The sequence below is a fragment of the Leifsonia shinshuensis genome (assembly GCF_013410375.1).
Lineage (GTDB): Bacteria > Actinomycetota > Actinomycetes > Actinomycetales > Microbacteriaceae > Leifsonia > Leifsonia shinshuensis.
Window position 1 is genome coordinate 2,601,522 of the sequence record NZ_JACCFL010000001.1, and the last position, 12,994, is coordinate 2,614,515.

General features: G+C 71.3%; 13 protein-coding genes, 2 tRNA genes and 1 pseudogene. 4 read left to right on the forward strand and 12 right to left on the reverse strand.

All coding sequences use genetic code 11. The features are described from left to right. Positions 1-294 precede the first annotated feature (294 nt). From HNR13_RS12590 to HNR13_RS12605, 4 genes are all read right to left on the reverse strand, one after another. Complete coding sequence (locus tag HNR13_RS12590; RefSeq protein ID WP_246312756.1) at positions 295-963, reverse strand: ATP-dependent Clp protease proteolytic subunit; 669 nt, start codon at positions 961-963, stop codon at positions 295-297. 30 nt (positions 964-993) lie between these two features. Next, positions 994-1,587 (reverse strand): ATP-dependent Clp protease proteolytic subunit, encoded by a 594-nt coding sequence (locus HNR13_RS12595; protein WP_179606229.1) that lies wholly within the window; start codon positions 1,585-1,587, stop codon positions 994-996. A gap of 111 nt (positions 1,588-1,698) precedes the next feature. Further along, on the reverse strand, positions 1,699-2,184 hold the full coding sequence (locus tag HNR13_RS12600) for a tetratricopeptide repeat protein (protein WP_179606231.1): 486 nt from the start codon (positions 2,182-2,184) through the stop codon (positions 1,699-1,701). A gap of 77 nt (positions 2,185-2,261) precedes the next feature. Next, positions 2,262-2,867, reverse strand: coding sequence for a WHG domain-containing protein (locus tag HNR13_RS12605; RefSeq protein WP_179606233.1), 606 nt, complete (start codon positions 2,865-2,867; stop codon positions 2,262-2,264). Positions 2,868-2,995: 128 nt separating this feature from the next. Here HNR13_RS12605 and HNR13_RS12610 point away from each other — a divergent pair, with 128 nt between their 5' ends. After that, positions 2,996-3,802, forward strand: coding sequence for an SDR family NAD(P)-dependent oxidoreductase (locus tag HNR13_RS12610; RefSeq protein ID WP_179606235.1), 807 nt, complete (start codon positions 2,996-2,998; stop codon positions 3,800-3,802). Between the two features lie 92 nt (positions 3,803-3,894). Here the strand turns inward: HNR13_RS12610 and tig are convergent, their stop codons facing one another. After that, the gene (gene tig, locus HNR13_RS12615; RefSeq protein ID WP_179606237.1) at positions 3,895-5,298 is read right to left on the reverse strand and encodes a trigger factor; all 1,404 of its coding nucleotides are present in this window, start codon (positions 5,296-5,298) and stop codon (positions 3,895-3,897) included. A gap of 59 nt (positions 5,299-5,357) precedes the next feature. Beyond that, positions 5,358-5,432, reverse strand: a tRNA-Pro gene (locus tag HNR13_RS12620). A 99-nt stretch (positions 5,433-5,531) separates the two neighbouring features. On the opposite strand from HNR13_RS12620, the gene HNR13_RS12625 reads away from it, so the two are divergent. Both HNR13_RS12625 and HNR13_RS12630 read left to right on the forward strand, forming a co-directional pair. Next, positions 5,532-5,602: transfer RNA gene (locus tag HNR13_RS12625), tRNA-Gly, on the forward strand. A gap of 97 nt (positions 5,603-5,699) precedes the next feature. Beyond that, positions 5,700-6,482 carry a PASTA domain-containing protein gene (locus HNR13_RS12630; protein WP_179606239.1) on the forward strand — a complete coding sequence of 261 codons (783 nt, stop codon included), beginning with the start codon at positions 5,700-5,702 and terminating at the stop codon, positions 6,480-6,482. Positions 6,483-6,491: 9 nt separating this feature from the next. Here HNR13_RS12630 and HNR13_RS12635 read toward each other — a convergent pair whose 3' ends face one another. Continuing rightward, entirely contained in the window at positions 6,492-7,148 is a 657-nt protein-coding gene (locus tag HNR13_RS12635) for a response regulator (RefSeq protein ID WP_179606241.1), read from the reverse strand. A gap of 47 nt (positions 7,149-7,195) precedes the next feature. Continuing rightward, entirely contained in the window at positions 7,196-8,620 is a 1,425-nt protein-coding gene (locus HNR13_RS12640; protein ID WP_179606243.1) for a sensor histidine kinase, read from the reverse strand. A 180-nt stretch (positions 8,621-8,800) separates the two neighbouring features. On the opposite strand from HNR13_RS12640, the gene HNR13_RS12645 reads away from it, so the two are divergent. Then, on the forward strand, positions 8,801-9,283 hold the full coding sequence (locus HNR13_RS12645) for a Dps family protein (RefSeq protein WP_179606245.1): 483 nt from the start codon (positions 8,801-8,803) through the stop codon (positions 9,281-9,283). Positions 9,284-9,349: 66 nt separating this feature from the next. Here the strand turns inward: HNR13_RS12645 and HNR13_RS12650 are convergent, their stop codons facing one another. The 4 genes and pseudogenes from HNR13_RS12650 to HNR13_RS12665 form a co-directional block, all read right to left on the reverse strand. Further along, complete coding sequence (locus tag HNR13_RS12650) at positions 9,350-10,798, reverse strand: amidohydrolase (protein WP_179606247.1); 1,449 nt, start codon at positions 10,796-10,798, stop codon at positions 9,350-9,352. Then, a pseudogene (locus HNR13_RS12655) lies at positions 10,795-11,432 on the reverse strand (FMN-binding negative transcriptional regulator). The gene HNR13_RS12650 and the pseudogene HNR13_RS12655 overlap by 4 nt, the downstream one beginning before the upstream one ends. A 28-nt stretch (positions 11,433-11,460) precedes the next feature. Then, on the reverse strand, positions 11,461-12,435 hold the full coding sequence (locus HNR13_RS12660) for an Fpg/Nei family DNA glycosylase (protein WP_179606249.1): 975 nt from the start codon (positions 12,433-12,435) through the stop codon (positions 11,461-11,463). Further along, positions 12,435-12,923: a ribose-5-phosphate isomerase gene (locus tag HNR13_RS12665; protein WP_179606251.1), complete on the reverse strand. Its 489-nt coding sequence runs from the start codon at positions 12,921-12,923 to the stop codon at positions 12,435-12,437. The genes HNR13_RS12660 and HNR13_RS12665 overlap by 1 nt, the downstream gene beginning before the upstream one ends. Positions 12,924-12,994 lie beyond the last annotated feature (71 nt).

Here is a 12,994-nt window from a genome sequence, read left to right on the forward strand (position 1 = left end):
CCTAACCCGAGACGGCGACATTGGGGCGCACCGGACACGATTCGACACGCGGGGCCCCTTATGCCCGTAGCAGACACCGCATTCGCCCGAAGTAACGCGATTCGGCACGAATGTCGCCTCTAGCGCTCCCAAACGCGACATTCGTGCCGAGTGTGCGAATCGCGATTCGTGACGAATCGCGACACTCGCGGCGCCAAACGCGACATTCGTGACGAATGTGGCGCGTGGCAGACGTGCTCGCGGACATGCGGAACGCCCCCGTCCGGTGGGACGGGGGCGTTCGGTGACGCGGGGTTACTTGACGAGCGCCGGCAGCGTCTTGCGGCTGGTCAGCACCTGGTCGATGAGGCCGTACTCCATCGCCTCCTCGGCCGAGAGGATCTTGTCGCGGTCGATGTCCTTGTTGACCTGCGCGACCGAGCGGTTGGAGTGCTTGGCGAGCGTCTCCTCCAGCCAGGTGCGCATGCGCATGATCTCGTTGGCCTGGATCTCGATGTCGGACGCCTGCCCCTGACCGGCCTCGCCGACGGCGGGCTGGTGGATGAGGATGCGCGCGTTCGGCAGGGCCAGGCGCTTGCCGGGGGTGCCGGCGGCGGTGAGCACGGCCGCGGCGGAGGCCGCCTGGCCGAGCACCACGGTCTGGATCTGCGGGCGGATGTACTGCATCGTGTCGTAGATCGCCGTCATGGCCGTGAACGAGCCGCCGGGCGAGTTGATGTACATGACGATGTCGCGGTCCGGGTCCTGGCTCTCGAGCACGAGGAGCTGGGCCATGATGTCGTCCGCGGACGCGTCGTCGACCTGCACGCCGAGGAAGATGATGCGGTCCTCGAACAGCTTCGCGTACGGGTCCTGGCGCTTGTAGCCGTAGGCCGTGCGCTCCTCGAACGAGGGCAGGATGTAGCGGGAGCCGGGCGCCTGCAGGCCGCCGAAGGCCGACCCGCCGAGCATGGGGGTGTTCATTGTGATGTCCTTAGTCCTTCCGGCGGTCTGCTACTTGGAGTCCTGGTCGGTGCCGCCGCCGCCGGAGACGTCCAGCGCGGACTCCCGGATGTGGTCGACGAAGCCGTAGTCCAGGGCCTCCTGGGCGGTGAACCAGCGGTCGCGGTCGCCGTCGGCGTTGATCTGCTCCGTCGACTTGCCGGTCGCCGCCGCGGTGATCTCGGCCAGGCGCTTCTTCATGTCGAGGATGAGCTGGGCCTGGGTCTGGATGTCGCTGGCGGTGCCGCCGAAGCCGCCGTGCGGCTGGTGCAGCAGCACGCGGGCGTTCGGGGTGATGTACCGCTTGCCCTTGGTGCCGGCCGTCAGGAGGAGCTGACCCATCGAGGCGGCCATGCCGATGCCGACGGTGACGATGTCGTTCGGCACGAACTGCATGGTGTCGTAGATCGCCATGCCCGCGGTGATCGAGCCGCCGGGCGAGTTGATGTAGAGGTAGATGTCGCGCTTGGGGTCCTCTGCGGCCAGGAGCAGCAGCTTCGCGGCGATCTCGTTGGCGTTCTCGTCGCGCACCTCGGAACCGAGCCAGATGATGCGGTCCTTCAGCAGTCTGTCGAAAACACTGGGCTGGATACCCATGTCGGCCATGTTCGCTCCATTTCCTTTGTCGCTTGGCATCGAATCTATCGGAGCGGGGAACGCATTGCCGCGCTGTTCGCCCTGGGCAGAGCGGGTGTCGCGGGGGTGCGGGACGGGGCGTCAGTCGTCGTCGAGCGCGGCGGCGTACGCCTCCACGGCGCGGCCGTACCGCGGCAGGTGCGGGACGAGCGCGCGCAGCGCCTCCCGCAGCGCGTCGGCCGGGAGGCCGTCGTCGAACAGGGCCAGCGCCGCGAAGGCGTGGGCGGCGCCGGCGAGCGGATGCTCCGGCTCCACCTCCAGCAGGTCGCGCAGCAACGCCAGCGCCTCGCCGGGCCGGCCGAGGTTGCGCAGCGTGCTGGCCAGCTGGACGATCGCCTGCCCGCGCTCCGGCTCGGTGAGCCCGTTCGCGAGCGCCGCCCGGTAGAGCGGCTCCGCCTCGGCCTCGCGTCCGGCGAAGTCCCGCGCGCCGGCTGCCTCGAACAGCGCGACCGGGTCGCCGGCCGGCCGCTCGGCGACGAGCGCGTCGATCGCGTCCACCGTGCCCTGCTCCCCCAGGTCGTCCGCTGTGGCCCACACCGCGTCCACCCGCTGCCGCCAGTCGTCCATCGTTCCTCCTCCCTCGCCCCGTCCGCAGACAGGCGCGACCCGCCGTTCCCTATCGTGCCGCGACGCGCTGGACGCGGCTACGCCCGCTCGACGCCCGCCGCTGCGAGATGGAGGGCGACGATCGCCCGGGCATCCTCGGCCAGGCCGGTCGTCCAGATCGACCCGGGCTTGTGGATGCGCAGCGAGGTCAGGCCGTGCAGGGCCACCCACAGCCGGGTGGCCTGGAGGGCCGCGGGGGCGCCTGCATTCGGGTCGCCGTCGAGAGCTGCGGCGACGGCGTCGATCATGTCCCAGCCGGGCCGGTCGTCGTGGTCGTCGAGGCCCAGGCGGTCCGCGCTCTCGAAGATCAGCTGGTAGGCGCCGGGATGGGCGACGCCCCATTCGGCGTAGCGCACCGCGTACTCCTCCAGGCGCTCTCGCAGCGGGAGGGCCGGGTCGTCGAGCCGGGGAAGGTCGGCCCGGAGCGCATCCAGCTGCGCCGCGACGACCGCACGGATCAAATCCTGCTGCGAGGCGAAGTGCAAGTAGACCGCCGCAGGCGACACCGAGCACGCCCGGGCCACCGCTCGCAGCGACGGCGCTGCGAGCGGCTGGGGCGCCAGGAGCAGCTCACTGGCCGCGGCGACGAGCTGCTCCCGCAGCCGATCGCCGTCTCCGCGCGCGTTCGCCTCTCGCTTGGTCACGGCGCCTCCCTCTCAGACGAACACGCTCGAACGAACTGGACAAATCGGTGTACAGGTGTAAAGCTACATCAGTGAACACCCGTTCATCCACTTTCTCACGCGCCGTCCGGCGCACTCTTGGAGGAATCATGTCCCCTGTCGACTACCGCCGTGGAGTCGCCCTGATCACCGGCGCGAGCTCCGGCCTCGGCGAGGAGTTCGCCCGCCGGCTCGCCGCCCGCGGAGCCGACCTCGCCCTGGTCGCGCGGCGCGCGGACCGGCTGGACGCGCTGGCCGCCCGGCTGCGCGCCGAGCACGGGGTCGCCGTCAGCACGATCCCGCTCGGCCTCGCCGCGCCCGACGCCGCGGCCGCCCTCCGCGCGGAGACCGATCGGCTCGGCCTCGACGTCCACACGCTCGTCAACAACGCCGGGTTCGCGACCCACGGGCTCTTCGAGGAGTCCGACCCCGACCGCATCCGGAGCGAGGTCGCCCTCAACGTCGCGACGCTCGTCGCGCTCTCCCGCGCCTACATCCCGGACCTGGTCCGCCACGGCGACGGCGCCCTCGTCAACGTCGCCAGCACGGCCGCCTACCAGCCGGTGCCGTCGATGGCGGTCTACAGCGCGACGAAGGCCTTCGTGCTCAGCTTCACGGAGGCGCTCTGGCACGAGACGCGTGCGAGCGGGCTCCGCGTGCTCGCCCTGTCCCCCGGAGCCACGCGCACCGAGTTCTTCGACGTGGTCGGCTCCGAGAACGCTCGCGTCGGCCGCTTCCAGACGGCGCAGCAGGTCGTGGACCTCGCCCTCACGACCCTCGACCGGCGCAACGCCCCGCCGAGCGTCATCTCGGGAACAGGCAACCGGGTGAGCGCGGCGCTGTCACGGCTGCTCAGCCGGAGGCTGCTCGTCACCACGACCGGGCGCGTGATGGCGGCGGCCGAGGCGCGCGGGTAGCCGGGCGACGGGTCGCGGAACGGCGAAGAGCCGGGCACCTCGCGGTGCCCGGCTCTTCGGTGTGAGTGTCGGTGAGGACTACTCGGCGAGGACTACTCGGCGTCGGCGGCCTTCTTCTTGGCGGCGCGCTTCTTCGGCTTCTCCTCGGCGGCCGGCTCCTCGGCCGGGGCCTCGGCGGCCTCGTCGGCGGCGGTCTCGGCGTCCTCGTCGGCGGCGTCCTCCGGGAGGGCGACGAACTCGGTGAGGTCGACCTTCTTGCCGTTGGTGTCGACGACCTCGGTCTTGCCGAGGATGATCGCGAGCGCCTTGTTGCGGGCGACCTCGCCGACCATCGACGGGATCTGGCCGTTCTCGCTGAGGATCTTGACGAACTCGTTCGGGTCCATGCCGTACTGGGCGGCGCCCTGCACGAGGTACTGGGTGAGCTCGTCCTGGCTGACCTTGACGTTCTCCGCCTGCGCGACCTCGTCGAGGAGGATCTGCGTGCGGAAGGTCTTCTCGCTGGACTCGGTGACCTCGGCGCGGTGCACGTCGTCCTCGAGGCGGTTCTCCTGCTCGAGGTGGCGGTGCACCTCGTCCTCGACCAGCGCGGCCGGGACGGGGATTTCGACCAGCTCGAGCAGCTTGTCGACCAGCTGGTCGCGCGCCGCGGTGCCCTGACCGAACGCCTTGGCCCGCTCGACCTGGCTGCGCAGGCTCGTGCGGAGCTCGCCGATGGTGTCGAACTCGCTGGCGATCTGCGCGAAGTCGTCGTCGGCCTCCGGGAGCTCGCGCTCCTTGACGGCGTTCAGAGTGACGGTGATCTGCGCGTTCTCGCCCTCGTGGTCGCCGCCCATGAGCGGAGCCTCGAAGGTGGTGGTCTCGCCGGCGGTGAGGGTGTCGAGCGCCTCGTCGATGCCGTCGATGAGCTCGCCGGACCCGATCTCGTAGGAGATGTTCGCGGCGGTGTCGACCTCCTCGCCGCCGATGACGGCGACCAGGTCGATCTGCGCGAAGTCGCCGGACTTGGCCGGGCGGTCGACGGTCACGAGCGTGCCGAAGCGGCTGCGCAGGCGGTCCAGCTCCTCCTCGACGTCGTCGACGGACACCTCGGCGGCGTCGACGGTGAGGGTGATGTCGCTGAAGTCGGGCAGGGTGACCTCGGGACGGGTGTCGACCTCGATGGTGAGCAGAAGGTCACCCGAGAAGTCGCTCTCGCTGGGCCACTCGGTGATGTCCGCCTCCGGACGGCCGAGCGGACGCACGTCGTTCTCCTCGACCGCCTGGCGGTAGAAGGAGTCGAGCCCCTCGTTGACCGCGTGCTCCAGGACGGCGGCCTTGCCGACCCGCTGGTCGATGATGGGCGGCGGCACCTTGCCCTTGCGGAAACCGGGGATGCTCACCTGCTCCGCGATGTGCTCGTAGGCGTGCTTGATGGACGGCTTCAGTTCCTCCGGCGTCACCGAGATGATGAGCTTGGTGCGCGTGGGGCTGAGCTTCTCGACCGTGGTCTTCACGATGTCTGGGTTCTCCTGATGTTCGAACGATGGTCTACTCGCAAGGAACGAGGTCCTCGTCGGGGCGACAGGATTCGAACCTGCGACCTCCCGCTCCCAAAGCGGGCGCTCTAGCCAAGCTGAGCTACGCCCCGGCTTCAAGCGGTGCGAAAGACCGTGCGCAAGTCTACTGCACGCGGGCATCCCCCGCGTGTACTACGATGGTCGTCGGCCGTCCGCAGAGGACGGCCTTCGGGGATGTAGCTCAATGGTAGAGCCTCAGTCTTCCAAACTGATTACGCGGGTTCGATTCCCGTCATCCCCTCCGTTTTTTCGAACCCCTCCGCTCATGTCCCCCGTATTGGGTGAAGCATTCTCATGTTCGCGGGTTCTAGCCTGCAGGCGTCGAGGGGGTGCTTGCGATGACGCACGCGAAACAGCTGTGGAGTGGGCTGACGACGGGAGCCGTAGCGCTCCTCGTGGCGGTCGGGGGTTTGAGCGCGTGCTCGGCGGATGGTCCGCCGGGAGCGGGCAGCACCCCGGTCAGCTCGAGCGCGGCTGCGCCCGCGTCCGCCGACGCGACGCCGTCTCCCACGACCGCGCCGCCCGTAGTCGTCGCCGCGCATGTCGGAGAGAGCTCCGAGCAGGCGAGCGCCGAACTCACTCGCCAGGGGCTGCTGGTCGCCTTCGTGGATGCGACGGGTCACGTCCTTCCGAGCGAGCAGGGCTGGTCCGTCGTCGACGTCCAGCCGCCCGCCGGAGTCTCCCTGGCGCCCGGATCGATCGTCCACCTCGTCCTCAGCCCGCCTGTCGTGGCGACCGACCACGTCGGAGAGACCTCCGACCAGGCGATCGCCGAGCTCACCCAGCAGGGGCTGCTCGTGTCCTTCGCGGATGCCTCGGGAAATGTCCTGCCGAGCGAGCAGGGCTGGTCCGTGGTCGGGCAGAGCCCGGCCGCAGGAGCCTCCGTGCGCGCCGGGTCGACGGTCCAGCTGATCCTCAGCCCGCCCCCTCCGCCCGCTCCACCAGTCGACAGCGGGTCCGGCTCAGGTTCCGGCTCCGGCTCCGGCTCCGGCTCCGGCTCCGAGCAGCCGGTGCCGGCGGGCGGACCGACAGCGAAGTGCAACGACGGCACGCTGTCCTATTCGGCCCATCACCAGGGCACCTGCTCCCACCACGGCGGCGTCGCCGTCTGGTACAAGTGACCCGCGCCCTCACCGCTGCAAGTACGCCAGCACCGCCAGCACCCGCCGGTGGTCGTCCCCCGAGTCCTCCAGCCCCAGCTTCTGGAAGATCGATGTCACGTTCTTCTCCACCGCGCCGACCCCGATGACGAGGCGTGCGCCGATCGCGGCGTTCGTGCGGCCCTCCGCCATCAGCGTCAGGACGTCGCGCTCGCGCGGGGTCAACGCGGCCAGCGGGTCGGTTCGGCGCACCAGCAGTTCGCGCACCACCTCCGGGTCGAGCACCGTGCCGCCGGCGGCGATGCGGGTGACGGCGTCGCGCAGCTCCTCCAGGGAGGCGATGCGGTCCTTCAGCAGGTAGCCGGTGCCGCCGCGGCCACTCGCCAGCAGCTCCTGGGCGTAGGTGCCCTCCACGTACTGGCTGAGCAGCAGCACGCCGATCGTCGGGAACGCCGACCGGAGGGCGAGGGCCGCGCGGACGCCCTCGTCGCGGAAGGTGGGCGGCATCCGGACGTCCAGGACCGCCACATCCGGCGCCAGGTCGGGGAGGGCCTCGAGCAGCGACTCCGCGTCGCCGAACGCGCCGACGGTCTCGAAGCCGGCCTCGTCGAAGAGGCGCACCAGGCCTTCGCGGAGCAGGACGGAGTCGTCGGCGACGACGAGGCGGAGGGGCGCAGCAGCAGGCACCCCTCCACCCTAGGGGCCGAAGCCCGGCAGGCACCGCGCCCCCGCCGCTACGCCAGCGGCAGCCGGGCCCCCAGCACGCTCGGCCCGCCGACCGGGCTGTCCAGCACCAGCTCGCCGCGCAGGCCGTGCACCCGCTCGGCCAGGCCGCTCAGCCCGTGGCCCGGCACCATCGTCGCGCCGCCGCGGCCATTGTCGTTCAGCCACACCGACAGCCACGGGCGACCCGCGCTGTCGACCGTTCGATCCAGGACCAGGCGGCCGGCGGTCGCGCCGGAGTGCTTGGCGAGGTTCGCGGACAGCTCCGCCAGCACGTAGTAGGCGTTCCGCTCCACCTCCGGGCTGAACCGCTCCCCCGGCTGCAGCGACGACTCCACCGTCACAGGCACCGTGCTGCGCGCGGCGAGCGAGTCGACCGCCGCGCCCAGGCCGCGGTCCTGCAGGATGGGCGGGGCGAAGCCGCGGGACAGGGCGCGCAGCTCCTCCAGCGTGTCGCCGGCCTGCTTCCGGGCCTCGGCCAGCAGGGATGCCGCGGCCTCCGGGTCGTCGGTGAGTTTGCGCTCGGCGGCGGCGATGTCCATCTGCAACCGGATCAGCCGCTGCTGCGGGCCGTCGTGCAGGTCGCGCTCCAGCCGGCGCAGCGACTGGTCCTCCGCGGCGACGGCGGCGCCGCGCTGGGCGGACAGGTCCGCGACCTCGCGCTGCAGCGCCTCCGACGGCCACGCGCCGAGCAGGCCGCGGGCGACGGCGTGGTGCAGCAGGGTCAGCCCGCGCGTCACGAACGGCAGCGTCACGGCGAAGAGGATCCCGGCGATCAGGTACAGGATGCGGTCGCCCGCCACCGGGTCGAAGGTCGAGTGGATGCCGAAGATGGAGTCCACGACCACCCGGGACAGGAAGAAGTCGCGGTTCCCGGTCGGGATGAACCCGAGCCAGAGCCAGCCGGTCAGGCCGCCGAGCGCCGTCGCGGTCCAGGTGATCGTGATGCTCCAGCTGACGATGCTGACGATCGGGTTCACGATCATGCCGTGCAGCAGGTACAGCCAGTAGTGACCGTTCGCCCACGGCCCGAACAGGATCCTCCAGAAGGTGCGCGGCTGGTCCGCCGGCTCCCAGACCGGGCGCGGGATGGCGGGCCGGCCGGCCCAGTCCAGCCGGGTCAGCTCCACGATGCCGAAGGCGCGGGCCGTGTAGAAGGTGGCGACGACGATGAAGAAGCCGACGTAGATGACGATGGTGCCGAGGCCGGTCCAGAACAGCGACGCCAGCACCGACAGCCCGACGATCGCGATCGGCATGGTGAGCAGCAGGAAGCCCAGCTCGCGCGGGACCCCGCGCCACAGCGAACCGTAGCCGGTGGGCTCGGCGGCGCGGGAAGGGACGGTGGATGCGCTCACGGCGTCCAGCCTGGCAGACGTGCCGGCCGGGCCGGTGACGGCGCCCTCTGCGAGAGGGACGGTGCTCTGTTCGTTCATGGCTCCAGCCTCCCGGAGGGCGGGCGCCGCGCCCATCCCGCGAGCCTCCCGAACGGTACGGGGGTTAACCCGCCGACGCTGCGGCCGGCACAATTCTCCTCGTGAGGGCAGCCTGCGCTTCGTTGCGGAATTCTCCCCGCTGAGTAGCGTTGTGCACAGCCAGAAGAAGGGATCATCACCATGACGGACATCGCCGCGACCCAGAGCGTCTCCAACCCGGACGTCGCCGCCGGGGTCGCCCAGTTCCTGACCCCCGTGGTCATCGACCTCACCGCACTCGTCGTCAACGGCAAGCAGGCGCACTGGCATGTGCGCGGCGCCAACTTCATCGGCGTCCACGAGCTGCTCGACACCATCGTCCCCCACGCCCAGGGCTGGGCGGACCTCGCCGCCGAGCGGATCGTCGCGCTCGGCCTCCCCGTCGACGCGCGCCTCGGCACCGTGGCGGCCAAGACCACCACGGGCGAGCTGACGGCCGGCTTCCGCCCCTCGAACGAGACCATCGCCGAGGTGATCGCCCAGATCGACGCCGCCCTCGCCAGCGTCAACACCGCCGTCGCGGAGCTGGACGAGCTCGACCAGACCAGCCAGGACGTCGCGATCGAGATCGCCCGCGGCTTGGACAAGGACCGCTGGTTCCTCTTCGCGCACATCAGCGAGTAGAGCGCGCCCGTCAGGAGGCCGTCCACCGGGAGGTGGGCGGCCTCCGGCGTTCCACGGCCCGGCGGATCAGCTCAGCGCGTTGTGGGTGAGCCGCCCCTGGAGCAGGGTCGCGGCGACGCGCATGCCGCGCAACTCGTCCGGCGACGCCGCCAGGGGATCGGCCTCCAGGACCGCGAGGTCGGCGGGCTCGCCGACGGCGACCCGCGAGCGCGTCGACGCCGTCAGCGCGGCCTCCACCGGGATGCGCTGCTCGGGATGCCACGGCTCCCGGCCGTCGCGGGTGCGCCCGAGCGCGGACGCGATCGCCGCCCACGGGTCGAGCGGGGCGACCGGAGCGTCGGAGCCGAAGGCGAGCCGGGCGCCGGCGGCCAGCAGGGACGCGAGCGGGAATGCGTCCCCGGTCCGGCCGGCCCAGAGCCGGTCGGCGACGTCGCGGTCGTCCATGGCGTGCTCGGGCTGGACGCTGGCGACGACGCCGAGCGCGGCGAAGCGCGGGATGTCGGCGGGATCGATGAGCTGCGCGTGCTCGATGCGGCCTCCCGCGCCGACCGCTTCGAACGCGTCCAGCGCGAGCCGGTTGGCCTCGTCGCCGATCGCGTGCACGGCCGGCTCGATCCCGTTGTCCACGGCGAACCGGAGGTCGGCCAGCAGTTCGGCCGGCGTCAGGTTGGCGACGCCGTGGCCGCCGTCCGGGTACGGGTGACGGCAGAGCGCCGTGCGCGTGTTGAGCGAGCCGTCGGAGATGACCTTGAACGGGCCCATCGTGAGGAGGCCGTCCGTGCCGTCCACGGCGCCGCCCGTGCGGAGGCCGAGGGCGACCGCGTCGGCGATCCGGTCGCGGTACACGCCGAACTCGACGCGGAGCGAACGCGCGCCGGACGCCATCCGCCGGGTCCAGACGTCCAGGTTCCAGCCGTACTCCAGGTCCACGATCCCGACCACGCCGCGCTCGGCCGCACCCTCGGCGGCCTCGGCCGCCCACCTGTCGAGCGTCGCCGCGTCGGAAGGGGTGAGCCGGCTCGTCAGCGCGAAGCTCTCGTCCTCGCGCAGCAGTGCGCCCTCGGCCCCGGGCGCGAAGCGCTCGAAGGCGGCGGTGTTCAGCCACGAGCAGTGCAGGTCGCCCGCGATCAGGACCACCGGCCGGTCCCCCGCCGCCACGTCGAGCAGCTCGCGGGTCGGGTGAGCGCGCCAGAGCGCGTCGTGGAAGCCGAAGCCGACCAGCACGTCCGTGCCCGGGTCCGCCTCCGCGCGCGAACGCACCAGGGCGGCGGCCTCCGCGGCCGAGGCGGCATGCGAGACGTCCAGCCGGCGCGCGGTCTGCGCCCACTGCGTGAAGTGCACGTGCTGATCCCAGAGCCCGGGGAGGAGCCAGCGACCGTCGAGGTCGATGCGCTCTGCGTCCGGAGGGAACGGGCGGCCGCTCGGCGCGATCCCCGCGATCAGCCCGCCGCGGACGGTCACGTCCACCACCGCGGGCGACCCGGGCAGCCGCGCCCCCGCGAGGACGAGCGTCATCGCGCGGCGCGGCGCCGGTCGTGCACCAGCTGCATCTCGCGCAGCAGCGCCGGGCTGGCGTACGGCGAGTCGCCGCCGAGCTCGGACATGATCGAGTCGACGATGTGGTCGGGCCGGTTCTGGCTCATCTTCTGCTTGGCCACGATCTTCGTCGGGGTCAGCCGCACACCGACCGTTCCGGAGGAGATGCGCTCGGCGTAGCGCTCGTCCTCCAGCGTCCCGCGCATCTGCCGGGGCTCCGGCAGCTCGCGCTCGAAGTGGTCGACCAGCTTCTCGAGCACCTGGAGGTTCTCCTCCGGGCTCAGCAGCTCCGGCACTCCGGAGAGGTGCACGGCGACGAAGTTCCAGGTCGGCACGGCCGGGTCGGCGTCGTACCAGGACGACGAGATGTAGCCGTGCGGGCCCTGCAGGATACCAGCAGCTCGTGCTCGCCCAGCTCGTGCAGCTGCTCGTCGGGTCGGCCGACGTGGCTCACGATCGTCAGCTCCTCGCGGGTGTCGTCGAGGATGACCGGGTAGTGCGAGGCGACCAGCCCGGTGGAGGCGTTGCTCACGAACGTCCCCCACGGGTTCTCGCGGATGATCCGCTCGATCTCGGCCCGGTCGGTCAGGGTGAAGCTGGGATTCTGGCGCACGCGCGGCTCCTCGTGTCTCGTCCGGCCGTCAGGCCTGGTCCTTCGGGCACCAGTACAGCTTGCGGCCGCCCAGCTCCTCCATGACGATGTGCGTCCCGCACACCCGGCACGGCAGGCCCTCGCGCTTGTAGACCCAGTGCCGGTCCTCGCGCTTGGCCATCGCCTTGCGGTACGACTCCTCGTCGAGGTCGTCCATCGTCATCATCTGGCCGGTCTCGACGCCGATCTTCAGCAGGTGCACCCAGTCGCGCCACAGCTCCCGGACGGTGTCCTCCGCCACGAGCTTGCCCGGCGTGTGCGGGTTCTGCCGGGCGCGGAACAGCAGCTCGGCGCGGTAGACGTTGCCGATGCCGCTGACGACGCTCTGGTCCATCAGCAGCAGGGCGATGGCGGTCGGCTTCTTGCGGACCTTCGCGACGAACGCCTCCTCGGCCTCCGGGCCGTCGTCCACCTGCGGGTCGGGACCGAGCTTGGCGATCACGGCGTCCACCTCGGCGGGGTCGAGGACCTCGCACGCGGTCGGGCCGCGGAGGTCGGCGACGGCGGTGTCCGTCAGCAGCCGCACGCGCACCTGGCCGATCGGCTCCGGCGGGAAGACGTCGATGTCGGCCTCCACCTTCTCGGACTCCGACATGCGCAGCCGGGTGCGGCGCGGAGCGCCGATGGAGTGGAGGGAGTTCTCACCGGCCTCATCCAGAACGGTGCCCTGCTGGTTGGTCTGGCCCATCCGCCCGTTCGCGCTGGCGATGGTCGGGTCGATGCTGATGTCGCCCGCGAAGTCCCAGGCGCCGTAGATGCCGAGGTGGATGCGGAGCCAGAGCTCGTTGTCGAACTCCAGGAACATCTGCTTGCCGACCGCTTTCGCGGCGATCATGGTGTGCCCGTCGATCCGCTTCGCGTCCTCGGCGAAGCGGCCCTGCGGGGACGACACCGCGACGCGGTGCCCGACGAAGTTGACCGCGAACTGCTTCGCGATCCGGTGTACGGAGTGGCCCTCGGGCATCAGCGGTCCACGTTCTTGCCCGCGATGTCGCCGGTGGCCTCGTACTCCGCGAGCTGGGCGATGCGGCGCACGTGGCGCTCCTCCAGCGAGAACGGCGTGGCGATGAAGAGGTCGATGAAGCGGGTGGCCTCCTCGACGGTGTGCTGGCGGGCGCCGATCGAGATCACGTTGGCGTCGTTGTGCTGGCGGGCGAGCTCCGCGGTGCTCTCGTTCCAGACCAGCGCCGCGCGGACGCCCAGCACCTTGTTGGCCGCGATCTGCTCGCCGTTGCCCGAGCCGCCGAACACCACGCCCAGCGCCTCGACGCCGGCCTGCTGGTCGCGCACGACCGCCTTGGCCGCGTTGATGCAGAACGCCGGGTAGTCGTCGATCGGGTCGTATGCGGTCGGACCGTGGTCGACGACCTCGTGGCCGGCCTCGGCGAGGTGCGCCTGCAGGTGCGTGCTGAACTCGAGACCGGCGTGATCGGTGGCGATGTGGATGCGCATGCGAACAGTCTAGGGAAGGCCGCCGACGCCGCCGTCGCCGCGTCAGTAAGGTGGATCCGGTGGTCACGATC